Genomic DNA, 15555 nt, shown 5'->3' with positions numbered 1-15555 from the left:
AATGCCTCAGATAAGCTAGACTGGCGCCAACATCAAAGGCCGGAGGCAGGCGTGTCAGAAGCAGAGTTTACGATCATCGACTCATTGGTAGGCGTGGACCCGGCGCAATGGCAGGCGCTGGCCGGCGACAATCCGACGCTGTCCCACGCCTTCCTGCACGCGCTGCACGAAACCAATTGCGCCTCGCCCCACACCGGCTGGACCCCGCGCTACCTGGTGCTGCACCGCGACGGCGCGCTGCGGGCGGCCATGCCGCTCTACCTGAAGGACCACAGCCGGGGCGAATACGTGTTCGACCACGCCTGGGCCGACGCCTTCCACCGCAACGGCATCGACTACTATCCGAAGCTGCTGTCGGCGGTGCCGTTCACGCCGGTGACCGGCAGCCGCCTGCTGGCGCACACGCAGGAAGACCGGCGGCTGCTGGCGCGCGCCGCGCTGCAGGTGGCGCGGCAGCTGAACACGTCGTCGCTGCACATCCTGTTCCCCGACGAACAGGACAGGCAGGCGCTGGCCGAGGCCGGCTTCATGCTGCGCGAAGGCGTGCAGTTCCACTGGGAGAATGCCGGCTACGCGGATTTCGACGCCTTCCTGTCCAGCATGAAAATGGAGAAGCGCAAGAAGCTGAAGCAGGACCGGCGCCGCGTGCTGGACGCCGGCATAGCCTTCGAGCACCTGGCCGGCGGCCAGATCACGGACGAGGCGCTGCGCTTCTTCTACAGCTGCTACGTCTCGACCTACGAGGCGCACTATTCCAAGCCCTACCTGAGCCTGAAGTTCTTCCAGCGCATCCTGCGCGAGCAGCCAGACAGCCTGATGATCGTGCTGGCCAAGCGTGCCGGCCAGCCGGTGGCGGCGGCGCTGAACCTGGTCGGCGGCAACATCATGTACGGGCGCTACTGGGGCACGCAGGAATTCGTCTCCGGCCTGCACTTCGAGACCTGCTACGTGCAGTCGATCGAATACTGCATCCGGCACGGCATCGCCCGTTTTGAAGGCGGCGCCCAGGGCGTGCACAAGATGTCGCGCGGGCTGGTGCCGACGCCGACCTGGTCCGCGCACTGGGTGGCGGACCGGCGCTTCGCCGACGCCATCGCCGATTTCCTGGCGCAGGAAACGGCCGCCATGGACGACTACATCGACGAGCTGGCCGAGCACGTGCCGTTCAAGGCCGCCTGCTGACAGGCCGCTTCAGTGCTGGGCGGCCGGCGCGGTGCGCCGCTCGCCGACGCGGCGCTCGGCATTCACCTGCCTGGCCGCCGACCAGGGCATGCGTCCGTACGAGCGGTACGCCAGCGCCAGATACAGCGCTCCGGCCACGATCGCGTAGGTGCCGATCAGCCAGACCAGCGCCAGCGCGCCGATGGCGGGCAGCGTCAGCAAAATCGTGCCGAACACGATGGCCGCCAGGCCGCCGGCCAACAGCAGCCAGTCGCCGCCCCGCAAATGATTGCGCAGGCGCACGGCCAGCACGATATCCAGCACGCCGGTGATCATCGCATTGACGCCGATGACGATGACCAGCACCAGCGCGGCCAAGCCGGGCCGCATGACCGCCAGCACGCCGGCAACCAGGCTCACCAGCCCGAGCAGCAGCAACAGCCACCAGTCCAGCGCATGCGGACCGGTGGCATGGCGCCGGTGCCGCACCGTGCCGGCCAGGTAGACTATCCCCGCCAGCAAGGCATACAGCGCAAAAATCGCCACCAGGCTCAGTACCGTCGGCCCGGGCATGGTCAGCGCCAGGCCGCCGAACACCAGCAGCAGCACGCCGCGCAGCGCCAGCACCCACCAGGACCGCAACACCATGGGCTTCGCATCCATATCCCCTCCTACACCGTAGCGTCTCATCTCATTCAGAGCGGCCTGGCGGGCAAAGGGTTCCGCAAACCGGTAAAATGGAAGCGTTACCTACGATTTTTACGTAGAGGAAACCCGTAGATGAAACCAGTTTGCTTCACAGCAACGTCAATCGGGCCTATACTTTGCGCCCCTTGTAGGGTTTTATCAGGACATGGCAAGCAAGCATGAATGCAGATTTTATAAGACAGCGTGAGCGGTTCAGGTCCGCCACGATGAAGCGGATCGATGTCAGCGACGAATCCTACAACAACGTCACCGAGATATTGGCCCCCATCGCCAAGCCGTTCCATGTGCGCAAGGGAGCTTATCTGCAGCGCGCCGGCGTCCCGGCGACCCAGGTGCACTGGATCAGCAGCGGCGTAGTGCGCAGCGGCTTTTTCAACCGCGACAATACGGAAATGACCTTGCGCTTTTACCGCGAAGGCGAATCGGCCACCACGCTGACCGACCTGATCAGCGGCGAGAGCGGCCAGCCCGCGGTGCAATTCCTGATTGCGGAAACGCCGGTGAACGGTTTCACGCTGGACTGGAAGCTGTCCTGCCAGCTGCGCGCGCAGCATGAAGTGATGCAGCACTATCACCTGAACATCGCCATGCACGGCTTGCAGACGCTGGCGCAGCGCGCCTACACCAACGGCGAAACCTCGGCCCACGAGCGGCTGGCGGCGTTCCGCGAAGAATATCCGGGACTGGAGGCGCGCATCTCGCAGCGCGCGGTGGCGTCCTACCTGGGCATCACGCCGCAATACATGTCGCGCCTGCGGCGCGAGGCCGAAGCGGCAGCCGCCCAGCCGGAATAAAAAATCTATGGTCACCCTCCTTTTTGCAAGCTGATTTTGTATCATGTGAGTAGGCTCGCTTAAATCTATCCGGCGTTTGGTTGGAGATGTTCTCCGCGCCACGATGAGAGTCGCGCCTGCCGGTCCTAAAAAAGCGGTCGGCCTTGCAAAGCCGATTTTTATTCCAGGGTATCCGTCAGGCCGGTGTGCCGTTCACGTCATCCAATGTCAGCAGTCGCAAAACCAGGTAGGTGTACGTTAAAACAGTGAGTCAGGGAGGCCGTCATTTCGCGATGACGGCCTCTGTCATTTCAAATTTTGTATGATGGGCCGCGATAGCCCATGCGCTACGTGCCAGTTTGTTCGCCAGGGCACAGGCCACCACGTTGGAATGGCGCCGTGTGAGCATGGAGCGCACCCATTCGGCCAGCCGTCCTCGCTGCCGCTCCAGGCGCTGCATATAGGCCCGGGCGCATTGCACCAGCAGGCGCCGCAAGTCCTTGTTGCCGCGCTTGCTGATGCCGAGCAGATTGCTCTTGCCGCCAGTGCTGTACTGGCGCGGCACCAGCCCGACGGCGGCGGCAAAATCCCGACCGCAGCGGTAGTGCTTGCCGTCGCCGACTTCAGCCGCGAGGACGCTGGCCGTGATCGGTCCGATACCGGGCACTGTCATGAGCCTCTGGCCCAGATCGTCCTCGGCCAGTTGACAATTCAATTCCTTCTCGATGTCGGCAATCTGTTCGTTGAGGTACTTGAAGTGCACTTGCAACCGCTCCAGCACCCTCATCAGCCGTGCTGGTAGGTGTTCTTGTGCCAGCACGGAAGGCAATCGTTTGATCGCTGCGTGGCCAACCGGCAGGCTGATGCCGAACTCCAGCAGAAAGCCGTGGATCTGGTTGCTTGCCTTGACCCTGTCGCGCACCAGCGATGCGCGCACGCGGTGCAACGCCGAGAGCGTTTGCTGGGATTCATTTTTCGGCGTGACGAAACGCATCGCCGGGCGGCTGGCCGCTTCGCAGATCGCCTCCGCGTCGATGAAATCGTTCTTGTTGCTCTTGACGAAGGGGCGCACGAACTGTGGCGAGATCAGTTTGGCCTCATGGCCGAAGCGCGCCAATTGCCGGGCCATGAAATGTGCTCCGGCGCACGCCTCCATGACAATCGTGCACGGAGGAAAATTGGCGAGGAACTCGATCAGTTGCTTGCGGCTGAACTTCTTGCGCAGCAGCGCTTTGCCTTGGCGGTCCTGACCGTGGACGTGAAAGCTGTGTTTGCCAAGATCGATGCCGATGAGGGTAACGGTTTCCATGATGATCTCTCCTCTAGAAATGAAAACACCCTATAAGCTTAGTAACTTATAGGGTGGAGGGTGACCATCTCATTAAGCCCCGCACGCGGGGCTTTCTCGTTGCGGCAGCGGAAATTACGCGACGCCGTTTTCCTTCTTGTACGACTCGACGCCGCTCAGGATTTCCTTCTTCGCTTCTTCAGGACCGTACCAGCCGTCGATCTTGACCCATTTGCCTTTTTCCAGGTCCTTGTAGTGCTCGAAGAAGTGCTGGATCTGGCGCAGGCGCAGTTCGTTCAGGTCTTCCGGCTTCTGCCAGTGGCTGTAGATCGACAGCACCTTGTCGACCGGCACGGCCAGCACCTTGGCGTCTTCACCGGATTCGTCGGTCATTTTCAGCACGCCGATAGGACGGCAGCGCACCACCACGCCCGGGATCAGCGGGAACGGGGTGATCACCAGCACGTCGACCGGGTCGCCGTCGTCGGACAGGGTGTTCGGCACGTAGCCGTAGTTGCATGGGTAGTGCATCGCCGTGCCCATGAAGCGATCGACGAAGATCGCGCCCGACTCTTTGTCGACTTCATACTTGATCGGATCGGCGTTCATCGGGATTTCGATGATGACGTTGAAATCGTTCGGCAGGTCGCGGCCGGAAGATACTTTATTCAAGCTCATGGGGGTTTCCTCGTAGGTGCTGGCAAATGTTTAACCGCGTAATTATAGCGAAGTACAGCCCGCTTGTGCAGCGCAGCACCCAAAATCCGGGGTCAGATCCGACATTTGGACACGAACTCTGCTGAGCGGCTGCTACAGCAGAGTTCGTGTCCAAATGTCGGATCTGACCCTAATGCCGTTAAGTTAAGGAACTAGGCCGGCCCCAGTTAGTTGTTGTAAACATGCGCGAAGGCTGTTAACCTTCGCGCCATGCTTTCCGACGTTCTCCCTTTGACCACGTGTGACTTGCCAGCTCCGGACTGGGGCCGGCTTGGGGAGCAGTTGCCCGTCGAATGGATCATGGGAGCATTGAGCTACACCGGCAAGGCGAGTATTCGGCAGCGGCGTCTGCCGGCGGAGCAGGTAGTCTGGTTGGTCATCGCGCTAGCGATCTACCGACATCACTCAGTGCGACAAGTGCTGGGTGAATTGGAACTGGCGCTACCGGATCTGAAGGACACTTGCGTCACTGATAGCGCTGTAACGCAAGCACGTCAGCGGCTGGGCGAAGAACCGTTGGCGTGGCTATTCTCAACGTCCGCGCGCCATTGGCAGATGCAAGACGCCCATCGTTCCGACTTCCACGGCCTCCAACTGCTCGCCATGGATGGGACGACCCTGAAATTAGCCGATAGCGCGGAAAACCGGGCACATTTCGATTCGCCACACTTCGCCAAGGGAGCTTTGGCCAGTTACCCCCATGCCCGCATGGTGACATTGGCTGCGCTGCGCACCCAGTTGGTCTTGGCCGCCGATTTTGGCCCCTATAGCAAAGGCGAGATGAGCTTTGCCTTGCCGTTGCTAGACGATATACCCGACCATTCGCTGACGGTCTTCGATAAAGGTTTTCTAGCCGCCGAGCTGTTGCATAAACTTCGTATGCAAGGCCAGGAGCGGCACTTCCTCGTGCCGGCCAAGGCTAATACGCAATGGCGTCTTGTGAGCGGCGACAGTGAGGATGGCATCGTCGAAATGCGCGTTTCCCCACAAGTACGCAAGCGCGTCCCCTCCATGCCCGAGCAGTGGCAAGCGCGTGCCATTGCAACGAAAGATCCGACGGGCAAACTGTGCTATTTGCTGACCTCATTGACGGATCGCCGGCGCTTCTCCGCCAAAACCGTCCGCGACTGTTATAGCGAGCGCTGGCAGATCGAAACGAGCTACCGCGAGATCAAGCAAACCATGATGGGGATGGCCCTATGCCTGCGCAGCCAAAGTGTCGCAGCAACCAGGCAGGAAATCTGGGGCATTCTTATCGCCTATAACCTCGTGCGACTAGAAATGGCGCGCACGGCCGACCAGGCAAAATGCGCTCCCAATGACGTTAGCTTTGTCTTCGCCCTCGGCATATTTCAGCTCGAGATGCTACATGCGGCCTCCGAACGGGCCTTGGGCAATCTACCAGGAACGATCAAACGGATGCGCGAGAGGATGATCCTCGAACTCAATGTCTATCGACCCGACCGGAAATTCGATCGGGTCACCAAAGCAAAACCGCAACGCTATCCTGAACGGAGGCTCAGGAAATCCTTAACTTAACGGCATTAGGATCTGACCCCGGATTTAAAGAATGGTGGCCAGCGCGCACTGGCGGTAGTGGTTGGCGGCCTCCTCCGGCTGGCCCAGCGCTTCGTGCATCTGCGCCAGCTTCAGGTGGGATTCGCGCACCATGCGCGGATCCGAGGCGTCCGACAAGGCTTGCTCCAGGTAACGCTGGGCCTTGCCCCACAGCTTTTGCTTCAGGCACAGCGAACCCAAGGTCAGCGCCAGCTCGGCGTCGGTCGGGCGCGCGTGGATCCAGTTTTCGCAGTGCTCGATCTGCATCAGCAACGCGGCCGAGCCGGCCGGCGCCGCCGCTTCGCGGTAGGCGCGCACCACGCGGTCGTCCCAGTCGGCGGCCAGCGACTCTTCCGCCACCAGGCGCGCTTCGTCATGCAGTCCGCGCGCGTTCAGCGCGGTGGCGGCGCGACAGGCGACGTAGGGCTTGATGCGGTCCGAGTTCGGCACCGTCGACCACACGCGCTGCAGCGATTCTGCGTCGTGGCCCTCGTCGGACAGCATGTCGTCGTAGGCCAGCTCGCGCAGCCGCGCCGACAAGGCCGGATGCAGCGCGCGGTGCTTGTCCAGCGAACGCACCAGGCGCAGCACTTCCGGCCAGTTCTTGGCCTGCTGCTGCGCCTTCAGCGACCATTGCAGGGCGTGGATATGGCGGGTGCCGCTGGCGTTGAGCTCGCGCACCGCTTCCAGCGCCTGCTCCGGCTGATGGTCGTCGACCAGCAACTCGGTCATCGTCATCAGACGCGCGGTCTTCATCGCGTTGTCGCCGCCGAGGCGGGCCAGCCAGTTGTCGCGGCGCTGGCTTTGACGCATGCGGTGCGCGGCGCGGGCGCCGATCAGCGCGGCCACGCCGGCGTTGTCCGGCAGCTCGGCGGCGCGCATCGCGGCTTTTTCGGCATGGCCGAAACGGCCCTCGAACAAGGCCTTCAGCGCTTCGCGCAAGCCCTTGTTGCCGTCACGCTCGCGCTTCTGCTGGCGGTAGGCGGCAACCTTGCCCGGCATCTTGACGGTGGCGCGGAAGGCGCGGATGACCAGGTACAGGAAGGCGAACAGCGCCACTTCCAACACCACGAAGAAGTTCAGCGACAAGTCGATGCGATTGGGCGGGTAGAACAGCACCACGTTGCCCGGGTTGTAACGCGCCGTCACGGCGATGCCGATCGCCGCGGCCATCAGGGCGACTATCCAGAGAAATAAACGCATGGCTATGGCTTCGCTTTGTAGTTGCGCACAGCGTTCAGGCTGTCCGACAGGGTCGGCATTTCAATCGCCAGATTGCTGCCCTGCACCTGGCGCAACAGCGCCTGCACGGTCTGCGTCGACTTGGCGCGCACGTCGAAATACTTGACCAGCGCTTCCTGCGCGGCGATCAGGTCGGCGCGGAAGGCCGCCTCGTTGCGCGACAGCAGCGCCATGCGGGCGTTCAGCAGGCGCAGCTTCAGGTTCTCGCGCAGGAAGTAGGCCTGGGTCGGCGACAGCATCAGCGCGTCTGGCGTTTCCACGCTGCGCACGCGGATCAGCTGGCGCACGTCGATCCACATCTCGCTGCTCCAGCCGCTCCAGGTGTCCTGCAGCGCCTGCAGCCACGGGCTGGTCTGCTCGACCGGCTCAGGCTTGGCGCCCTTGGCCAGCGGCTTGGCCGGCTTGAGTTTTTTCTCCGGCGGCGCCGGCAGCGTCGGCTTTTCGTCCGACAGCATCGGCAGCGTGTCGATCTGCGCGATGGCGTTGTCGAGGCGCAGCGCCACACCCACCGAATCGACGCTCGGCAGCGCCTTCAGCTTTTCCGTGTCCTTGGCGATGGCGCGGCGGATGGTGATGAATTGCGGCTTGTCCGAACGCGACAGGCTGCGGTCGGCGTTCTGCAGCGCGATCAGCGCGCCCGGCACGTTGCCGGCCAGTTGCAGTTGCTGGCTGGCGGTCGACAGCACTTGTTCGATTTCGGTCAGCGCCCACTCGTCGCGGTTCTTCGACAGGTCCTGGTACAACTGCTCCAGCGCCAGTTGCTGGCTCTGCGCTTCCTGCTGCTTGCTTTCCAGCAGGCTGACCTTGACTTGTAGTTCCTTGCTGCTCTCCTGCACCGCGCGCGCCAGGGTGCCGGTTTCGGCATTGCTGGCGTCGCCCTTTTGCAGGCGGCGCGCCATTTCCTCGCGCAGGTTGCGCACCTGATTGTGCGACGACCAGGTCTGGCCGGCCAGCAGGATCGCCAGCACGACGATGCCCACCAGCAGCGTCTGCGGCTGCTGGATGGTCTCAAGCAGGCTGGGCTCGGGCTGCGGCGGCTTGGCGGCAGGCGGGGTCTCGGGGGCGGCGCCGGTCGAGACGACGGGATCAGGTAATGTAGGCAAATCGTTCATAGGCGTGATTGTAACGCGGCCAGCAGGCGTTCGTCGCCTGATCCTGTGAGCGTCAGTCGGGAAAACCCCAAATTATTTGCCGTTTCGGCAATTCGGGCATGCGGAATGATCAAATGCTGCTGTTGCATCAATACAACGCTATTCTGCTGCGCCGCATCAGGATGTTCCTGGTCGAGCCGGACCAGCAGATCGCACAGGCCGCGCAACGCTTCGGAGCTGGTGATGATCCAGTCATTTTGCTGCGACAGCAAATGGCGCAAGGTGGCCGCCAGCTGCGGCGTCAGCCGCGGCACCGAGCGGCGGTAGGCCGGCACCACGTCGACCAGGGCACCGGCGGCGCGCAGGCCGTCGGCCATCAGTTCACGCCCGCTTTCGCCGCGCACGATCAGCACCGGCTGGCCCCGCAAGGCCTGCAGGTCCAGCGTTTGCAGCAGGTGTTCGGAATCGCTGTGGGCGCTGTCGGCCGGGCTGACGATATGCACCCGGTCCGGCGTGACGCCGTGCGCGGCCAGCGCCGCGCGGCTGCCCTCGCCCAGCACGGCCAGCGTGACGCCGTCCGGCCACTGCCGGATGTGGGCGAAGGCGGCGTCGATGGCGTTCGGCGAAACGAAGGCCACCAGCACGTAGCCTGGCACCGGCGCGGTCAGCCTGGCCAGCGCGGCCAGCAGGGCGGCCGGTTGCGGCAGGGGTTCGATTTCAAGCAGCGGCAATAATTCGACCCGGCGGCCCAGCGCGGTCACGCGGGCCGCCAGCGGCAAGGCTTGCGCCAGGGGACGGGTGATGACGACGGCGCCGGTCATCCGCAGGTCAGGCGTCTGCAGCGGGCGGCGTGGCCTGGGCCGCCAGGTCGGCCGAACGGGCGTCGGCGTCGGCCTGCGCCGCCTCGCTCAGGCACACCGACAGGATGCCGACCGCGTCCTGCGCGCGCAGCAGCTCGGCCACCTGCGCGCCCAGCGCTTCGGGATCGGCGGCCGCGCCGCGCACTTCCGCGCTGGCCATGCGGCTGCCGTCCGGCGTCGCCACCATCGCGCGCAGATGCATCTGCCCGCCTTCGACGGTGGCAAACGCCGCCAGCGGCACCTGGCAGCTGCCGCCAAACACTTTCGACACCTTGCGCTCGGCCGTGACGGCTTGCGCGGTGGCTTCGTGGTTCAGCGGCGCCAGCAGGGCCATCAGGTCGACGCCGTCGTCGCGCTCGGCGATTTCGATCGCCATCGCGCCCTGCCCGGCGGCCGGCAGGCTGCTGGCCGGATCCAGCAACACGCGGATGCGCTGCGGCAGGCCCAGGCGTATCAGGCCGGCGGCGGCCAGGATGATGGCGGCGTAGTCGCCGCGATCGAGCTTGCCCAGCCGGGTGTCGAGGTTGCCGCGCAGCGGCTTGATGACCAGGTGCGGATAGCGCGCCGCGATCAGCGACTGGCGGCGCAGGCTGCTGGTGCCGACGACGGCGCCGGCCGGCAGCTCGTCCAGCGAGGCGTAGTCGTTGGAAACGAAGGCGTCGCGCGGATCTTCGCGCTCCAGCACGGCGGCCAGCGCGAATCCTTCCGGCAACTCCATCGGCACGTCCTTCAGCGAATGCACCGCCAGGTCGGCGCGGCCCTCGGCCATCGCGACTTCAAGTTCTTTGACAAACAGCCCCTTTCCGCCTACCTTGGACAACGTGCGATCAAGAATTTGATCGCCTTTTGTCGACATTCCTACAATTTTGACATCGCACTGCGGATATAATAATGTCAAGCGAGCGCGGACATGCTCGGCCTGCCACATGGCAAGGCGGCTTTCACGCGAAGCGATTACCAACGTGGACGGGGGATTTTGTAGTAATTCCGATATTTTCAAAACCAGTTCTTTCGCTGTAGCTGACGCTAACCGGCGCAGGCCAGTAACACGCGCGTGTTTAAGATCACAAATTTTATCACGCTCACCTTCTTGCAGAACCGGGCCACAAGCCTTTGCACCGACATTTCATCCTTTGCGGCTTATCTCATGGCAAAACAATCTAGTGCAACGAACGATCAAACGGCTGAACAACCTGGCGTGGACACGAATCTCGATAAAGACGCGCCCCTCAAAGAAGACATCCGCCTGCTGGGCCGCCTGCTGGGCGACGTGCTGCGCGACCAGGAAGGCGAGGAAGTCTACGCCGTGGTCGAGACCATCCGGCAAACCGCCGTGCGCTTCCGCCGCGAGGCCGACGCCGGCGCCGCCAAGGAACTGGACGGCATGCTGAAAATCCTGACGCGCGAGCAGACCATTTCCGTGGTGCGCGCGTTCTCGTACTTCTCGCACCTGGCCAATATCGCCGAAGACCAGCACCACATCCGCCGCCGCCGCACGCACCTGCTGGCCGGCTCGAAGCCGCAGCAGGGCAGCGTCAGCTTCGCGCTGTGCAAGCTCAAGGAAGCCGGCGTCAGCCAGGAAACCGTGGGCGAGTTCTTCCAGCAGGCGCTGATTGCGCCGGTGCTGACGGCCCACCCGACCGAGGTGCAGCGCAAGTCCATCCTGGACGCCGAGCACGACATCGCCCGCCTGCTGGCCGAGCGCGACCTGCCGCTGACGCCGAAGGAACAGGCGGCCAATATGCACCTGCTGCGCGCCCGCATCGCGACCCTGTGGCAGACCCGCATGCTGCGCTACTCCAAGCTGACCGTGGCCGACGAGATTGAAAACGCCCTGTCCTACTACCGCATCACCTTCCTGCGCGAACTGCCGGGCCTGTACGACGACATCGAGACCGACATCGCCGCCCACTACGGCAACGGCGACGGCGCCACCACGCAGATCAACGCTCCCTACGTGCAGATGGGCAGCTGGATCGGCGGCGACCGCGACGGCAACCCGAACGTCAACGGCGGCACCATGGAGCACGCGCTGACGCGCCAGGCCACCACCATCCTCGACTTCTACCTGGAAGAGGCGCACACGCTGGGCGCCGAACTGTCGGTGTCGACGCTGATGATCGCCTGCAGCCCCGCGTTGCAGGCGCTGGCCGACCACTCGCCGGATACCTCCGACCACCGCGCCGACGAACCGTACCGCCGCGCGCTGATCGGCATCTACGCCCGTCTGGCCAGCACCGCCCGCGCGCTGGGCGCGACCAACATCCTGCGCAAGGAAGTGGGCCACGCCGAGCCGTACGCCAACGCCGCCGAATTCTCGGCCGACCTGCAGGTGCTGGTCGATTCGCTCAACGCCAACCACGGCGCCGTGCTGGTGCAGCCGCGCCTGTCGACCTTGAAGCGCGCGGCCGACATCTTCGGCTTCCACCTGGCCTCGCTGGACATGCGCCAGTCGTCGGACATCCACGAGCGCGTGCTGGCCGAGCTGTTCGCCAAGGCCGGCGGCCAGGCGGATTACTCTTCGCTGGACGAGGACGCCAAGGTGGCGCTGCTGCTGAGCGAACTGGCGCAGCCGCGCCTGCTGTACTCGCCGTACATCGCCTACTCGGCCGAGACCGTTTCCGAACTGGGCGTGCTCAGCGCGGCGCGCCAGATCCGTGCCCGCTACGGCGAGCGCGCCATCCGCAACTACATCATCTCGCATACCGAAACCGTGTCCGACCTGCTGGAAGTGCTGCTGCTGCAAAAGGAAATGGGCCTGCTGCGCATCGCCGAACAGGAACTGGACCTGATGGTGATCCCGCTGTTCGAAACCATCCCCGACCTGCAGCGCGCGGCCGGCATCATGGAAGCCGTGATGGCCATCCCGCTGGTGAAGGCGCTGATCGCCAAGCAAGGGCAGATCCAGGAAGTCATGCTCGGCTATTCGGATTCCAACAAGGACGGCGGCTTCCTGACCTCCAACTGGGAGCTGTACAAGGCCGAGACCCACCTGGTCACCGTGTTTGAAAAGGCCGGCGTCAAGCTGCGCCTGTTCCACGGCCGCGGCGGCACCGTCGGCCGCGGCGGCGGCCCGTCGTACGAGGCGATCCTGGCGCAGCCGCACGGCACCGTCAACGGCCAGATCCGCCTGACCGAACAGGGCGAGATCATCGCGTCCAAGTTCTCCAACAAGGACATCGGTCGCCGCAACCTGGAGCTGCTGGTCGCCGCCACGCTGGAGGCCAGCCTGATGCCGCAGTCGGAAGACGGCGCGCACCAGGCCCAGCTGCGCCAGTTCGAAGCCATCATGGCCGAGATCTCCGACCGCGCCTACAAGGCCTACCGCAACCTGGTCTATGAAACCCCGGGCTTCACCGACTACTTCTTCGCCGCCACGCCGATCGCCGAGATCGCCGAACTGAATCTCGGTTCACGTCCGGCCTCGCGCAAGTCGACCAAGCGCATCGAAGACTTGCGGGCGATTCCATGGGGCTTCTCGTGGGGCCAGTGCCGCCTGCTGCTACCGGGCTGGTACGGTTTCGGCAGCGCCATCGGCGCCTGGATCAACGACGGCAAGCAGGACGAGCGCCTGGCCCAGCTGCAGGCGATGTTCCAGCACTGGCCGTTCTTCGCCACGCTGCTGTCGAACATGGACATGGTGCTGGCCAAGACCGATCTGGCGATCGCCTCGCGCTACGCCGAGCTGGTGCAGGACAAGGACTTGCGCGATCGCATCTTCAAGCGCATCACCGAAGAGCACGCGAACACGCTGGGCATCCTGCAGCGCATCACCGGCGCCACCGAGCGCCTGGCCGGCAATCCGCTGCTGGCGCGCTCGATTCAGAACCGCTTCGCCTACCTCGATCCGCTGAACCACTTGCAGGTGGAGCTGATCAAGCGCCACCGCGCGCTGTCGAGCGAGCCGGGCAAGGCGGATGAACGGGTGCACCGCGGCATCCACCTGTCGATCAACGGCGTCGCCGCTGGTCTGCGCAACACTGGCTGATATTGCCACTAAGCATCTTCTTACCCTGCAGTACTGAAAGCCCCGTTTGCCTTGCGACGTTGTAAATTGTCGCAAGGCAGCACGGGGCTTTTTTTATTTCCCAAAAGACAAGACAAAATGACAAAATTAGCATTACAATCTTAGCTAAACTACTATATTCATTGTCATGAAGACTATAATCGAGTCGCTGGGTAAGTCCGAAATTGAAACCGTGGTGGCCCAACTGCGGGCGGAGATAGGCGGCGCGCCGCTGGCGGCCGACGCCGAGCTGCAGGACATCATCACCATGATGCCGCTGGCCCTGTTCATCAAGGACGCGCAGTCGCGCTTCGTGCTGATGAACCCGGCCTGCGAAGCCATGTGGGGCGTGCGCTTCAGCGAAATGCGCGGAACCGACGGCAGCGCGCATTTCCCCGAGCAAACGCCCGGCTACATCGCCCAGGACCGCGCCGCCTTCGCCGCCCACCGCCACCTGGTCAACGAAGAACTGCTGTGGCACAAGGGACTGGGCGAAAACCGCTGGCTGCAAACCTACAAGCAGCCGACCTACGACGAGCAGGGCCGGCCACGCCTGCTGATCGCCATGTGCATCGACATCACCGAGCGCAAGCGTGCCGAGCGCACGATGGTGAACTCGATGAAGCAGTTGCGCGCGCTGTCGACCCACCAGCGCCGCGCCAAGGACAACGAACGGCGCCGCATCGCCAAGGAAGTCCACGACGACCTGGCGCAAAACCTGCTGGCGCTCAAGCTGGATGTGTCCGCCCTGCACGCCCGCACCAGCCAACAGCAACCGCTGCTGCACCGGCGCGCCGCGCAGTCGCTGGCCACGCTGGACGCCTGCATCGTCGCGGTGCGCGACCTGATCAACGAATTGCATCCCAGCACACTGGAGCTGGGCCTGTCGGCCGCCGTCGAATGGCAGTTGCAGCAGCTGGAGCGCCGTCACGGCCTGAGCTGCCGCCTGAAGGTGCTCAACGACAACGCTGCGCTGGACCAGCGCCAGACTTCCGCCATCTTCCACATCGCCCAGGCGGCGCTGGACTATGTCGGCAGCCACTCGGGCGTGCGCGAAGTGCAGGCGACGCTGAACCTGGAGCCGGCCAAGCTGTCCATCATCATCAGCGGCGACGGCCTGCCCGACCGGCGGAAGGTGTCCGGCGCGCTGGAACTGCGCGCCATCCGCGAGCGCCTGGTCGACTTCGGCGGCGAACTGGCGGTGGCCAACCTGGCCGGCGCCGGCACCGTGCTGAGCATGACCCTGCCGGTGACCTCGGTGCCCGAATAGCCCCCGCCCGGCCGCTATGTACGCTGGCGCATAGACGCCGGCCGGCATAGCCGCTGTAATCGCGGGGTTGCATTCCCACACCCGCGAGGAGCGAAACAATGAAACTGCAAGACAAAGTCTGTATCGTCACCGGCGCCGCCAGCGGCATCGGCAAGGAAATCGCGCTGGTCTACGCGCGCGAAGGCGGCAAGGTCGTGATTGCCGACCTGAACCTGGAAGCGGCGCAAGCGACCGCCAACGAATTGAAGGCCGCCGGCCACCAGGCCATGGCCATCGCCATGAACGTGGTCGACGAAGCGCAGGTCAACGCCGGCATCGCCGGCGTGATCGAGGCCTGGGGCCGGATCGACGTTCTGGTCAGCAACGCCGGCATCCAGATCATCCACCCGATCGAAGAGTTTCCTTTCGAGGACTGGAAGAAACTGCTGTCCATCCACCTGGACGGCGCCTTCCTGACCACCAAGGCTTGCCTGCCGCATATGTACAAGGCCGGCAGCGGCAGCGTGATCTACATGGGATCGGTGCACTCGAAGGAAGCGTCCAAGCTCAAGTCCGCCTATGTGACGGCCAAGCACGGGCTGATCGGGCTGGCCAAGGCCGTGTCCAAGGAAGGCGCCGAGCACGGCGTGCGCGCCAACGTGATCTGTCCGGGCTTCGTGCGTACGCCGCTGGTCGACAAGCAGATTCCCGAGCAGGCCAAGACACTGGGCATCTCCGAGGAGGACGTCATCAAGAAAGTCATGCTGGCCGATACCGTGGACGGCAAGTTCACCACGGTGGAGGACGTGGCGCAAGTGGCGCTGCTGTTCGCCAGCTTCCCGTCGAACGCGCTGACCGGACAATCGCTGGTGGTCAGCCATGGATGGTTCATGCAATAGGAGG

At 63.9% G+C, this 15555-nt stretch carries 13 protein-coding genes; 6 read left to right on the top strand and 7 right to left on the bottom strand.

The features are described from left to right. The first annotated feature begins 51 nt into the window (after nucleotides 1-51). A complete protein-coding gene (locus ACSQ3S_RS11465) occupies nucleotides 52-1182 on the top strand; it encodes a GNAT family N-acetyltransferase (RefSeq protein ID WP_436142429.1) in 1131 nt (376 codons plus the stop codon). 9 nt (nucleotides 1183-1191) lie between these two features. Here the strand turns inward: ACSQ3S_RS11465 and ACSQ3S_RS11460 are convergent, their stop codons facing one another. Then, nucleotides 1192-1824: an HdeD family acid-resistance protein gene (locus ACSQ3S_RS11460; protein ID WP_353402111.1), complete on the bottom strand. Its 633-nt coding sequence runs from the start codon at nucleotides 1822-1824 to the stop codon at nucleotides 1192-1194. A 251-nt stretch (nucleotides 1825-2075) separates the two neighbouring features. Between ACSQ3S_RS11460 and ACSQ3S_RS11455 the strand changes: the two genes are divergently transcribed. Beyond that, entirely contained in the window at nucleotides 2076-2663 is a 588-nt protein-coding gene (locus tag ACSQ3S_RS11455) for a Crp/Fnr family transcriptional regulator (RefSeq protein ID WP_176653710.1), read from the top strand. A gap of 262 nt (nucleotides 2664-2925) precedes the next feature. On the opposite strand, the gene ACSQ3S_RS11450 is transcribed toward ACSQ3S_RS11455, so the two are convergent. Beyond that, nucleotides 2926-3951 (bottom strand): IS110 family transposase, encoded by a 1026-nt coding sequence (locus ACSQ3S_RS11450; protein WP_436142428.1) that lies wholly within the window; start codon nucleotides 3949-3951, stop codon nucleotides 2926-2928. Between the two features lie 114 nt (nucleotides 3952-4065). After that, nucleotides 4066-4608: an inorganic diphosphatase gene (ppa, locus tag ACSQ3S_RS11445; RefSeq protein WP_176653709.1), complete on the bottom strand. Its 543-nt coding sequence runs from the start codon at nucleotides 4606-4608 to the stop codon at nucleotides 4066-4068. A gap of 249 nt (nucleotides 4609-4857) precedes the next feature. On the opposite strand from ppa, the gene ACSQ3S_RS11440 reads away from it, so the two are divergent. After that, nucleotides 4858-6186, top strand: coding sequence for an IS4 family transposase (locus ACSQ3S_RS11440; RefSeq protein ID WP_176656081.1), 1329 nt, complete (start codon nucleotides 4858-4860; stop codon nucleotides 6184-6186). Between the two features lie 24 nt (nucleotides 6187-6210). Here the strand turns inward: ACSQ3S_RS11440 and ACSQ3S_RS11435 are convergent, their stop codons facing one another. Genes ACSQ3S_RS11435 through hemC form a run of 4 tightly spaced genes read right to left on the bottom strand, consistent with a single transcriptional unit; the run spans nucleotide 6211 to nucleotide 10397 of the window. Then, nucleotides 6211-7407, bottom strand: a complete 1197-nt coding sequence (locus tag ACSQ3S_RS11435; RefSeq protein WP_436142427.1) for a heme biosynthesis protein HemY — start codon at nucleotides 7405-7407, stop codon at nucleotides 6211-6213. Nucleotides 7408-7409: 2 nt separating this feature from the next. Beyond that, entirely contained in the window at nucleotides 7410-8558 is a 1149-nt protein-coding gene (locus ACSQ3S_RS11430; protein ID WP_436142426.1) for a uroporphyrinogen-III C-methyltransferase, read from the bottom strand. Next, nucleotides 8555-9358: a uroporphyrinogen-III synthase gene (locus tag ACSQ3S_RS11425; protein WP_436142425.1), complete on the bottom strand. Its 804-nt coding sequence runs from the start codon at nucleotides 9356-9358 to the stop codon at nucleotides 8555-8557. Before ACSQ3S_RS11425 ends, ACSQ3S_RS11430 begins: the two co-directional genes overlap by 4 nt. A 7-nt stretch (nucleotides 9359-9365) precedes the next feature. Further along, a complete protein-coding gene (gene hemC / locus ACSQ3S_RS11420) occupies nucleotides 9366-10397 on the bottom strand; it encodes a hydroxymethylbilane synthase (protein ID WP_413448150.1) in 1032 nt (343 codons plus the stop codon). A 147-nt stretch (nucleotides 10398-10544) separates the two neighbouring features. Between hemC and ppc the strand changes: the two genes are divergently transcribed. The 3 genes from ppc (at nucleotide 10545) to ACSQ3S_RS11405 (ending at nucleotide 15551) form a co-directional block, all read left to right on the top strand. Further along, on the top strand, nucleotides 10545-13385 hold the full coding sequence (ppc, locus tag ACSQ3S_RS11415) for a phosphoenolpyruvate carboxylase (protein WP_413448149.1): 2841 nt from the start codon (nucleotides 10545-10547) through the stop codon (nucleotides 13383-13385). A 166-nt stretch (nucleotides 13386-13551) separates the two neighbouring features. Continuing rightward, entirely contained in the window at nucleotides 13552-14673 is a 1122-nt protein-coding gene (locus ACSQ3S_RS11410; protein WP_436142424.1) for a PAS domain-containing sensor histidine kinase, read from the top strand. 98 nt (nucleotides 14674-14771) lie between these two features. Further along, nucleotides 14772-15551, top strand: a complete 780-nt coding sequence (locus ACSQ3S_RS11405; RefSeq protein ID WP_436142423.1) for a 3-hydroxybutyrate dehydrogenase — start codon at nucleotides 14772-14774, stop codon at nucleotides 15549-15551. Nucleotides 15552-15555: the final 4 nt, after the last annotated feature.

It is taken from the genome of Duganella sp. LjRoot269 (assembly GCF_964254095.1).
GTDB classification, from domain to species: Bacteria; Pseudomonadota; Gammaproteobacteria; order Burkholderiales; family Burkholderiaceae_D; genus Rugamonas; species Rugamonas hordei.
This window is presented reverse-complemented; position numbering and strand designations above follow the sequence as displayed.

Bases quoted from the DNA above. Each gene is read 5' to 3' on its own strand.
- ACSQ3S_RS11460 (WP_353402111.1), bottom strand. From the start codon at position 1,824: ATGGATGCGAAGCCCATGGTGTTGCGGTCCTGGTGGGTGCTGGCGCTG.
- ACSQ3S_RS11455 (WP_176653710.1), top strand. From the start codon at position 2,076: ATGAAGCGGATCGATGTCAGCGACGAATCCTACAACAACGTCACCGAG.
- ACSQ3S_RS11450 (WP_436142428.1), bottom strand. From the start codon at position 3,951: ATGGAAACCGTTACCCTCATCGGCATCGATCTTGGCAAACACAGCTTT.
- ppa (WP_176653709.1), bottom strand. From the start codon at position 4,608: ATGAGCTTGAATAAAGTATCTTCCGGCCGCGACCTGCCGAACGATTTC.
- ACSQ3S_RS11440 (WP_176656081.1), top strand. From the start codon at position 4,858: ATGCTTTCCGACGTTCTCCCTTTGACCACGTGTGACTTGCCAGCTCCG.
- ACSQ3S_RS11435 (WP_436142427.1), bottom strand. From the start codon at position 7,407: ATGCGTTTATTTCTCTGGATAGTCGCCCTGATGGCCGCGGCGATCGGC.
- ACSQ3S_RS11430 (WP_436142426.1), bottom strand. From the start codon at position 8,558: ATGAACGATTTGCCTACATTACCTGATCCCGTCGTCTCGACCGGCGCC.
- ACSQ3S_RS11425 (WP_436142425.1), bottom strand. From the start codon at position 9,358: ATGACCGGCGCCGTCGTCATCACCCGTCCCCTGGCGCAAGCCTTGCCG.
- ppc (WP_413448149.1), top strand. From the start codon at position 10,545: ATGGCAAAACAATCTAGTGCAACGAACGATCAAACGGCTGAACAACCT.
- ACSQ3S_RS11410 (WP_436142424.1), top strand. From the start codon at position 13,552: ATGAAGACTATAATCGAGTCGCTGGGTAAGTCCGAAATTGAAACCGTG.
- ACSQ3S_RS11405 (WP_436142423.1), top strand. From the start codon at position 14,772: ATGAAACTGCAAGACAAAGTCTGTATCGTCACCGGCGCCGCCAGCGGC.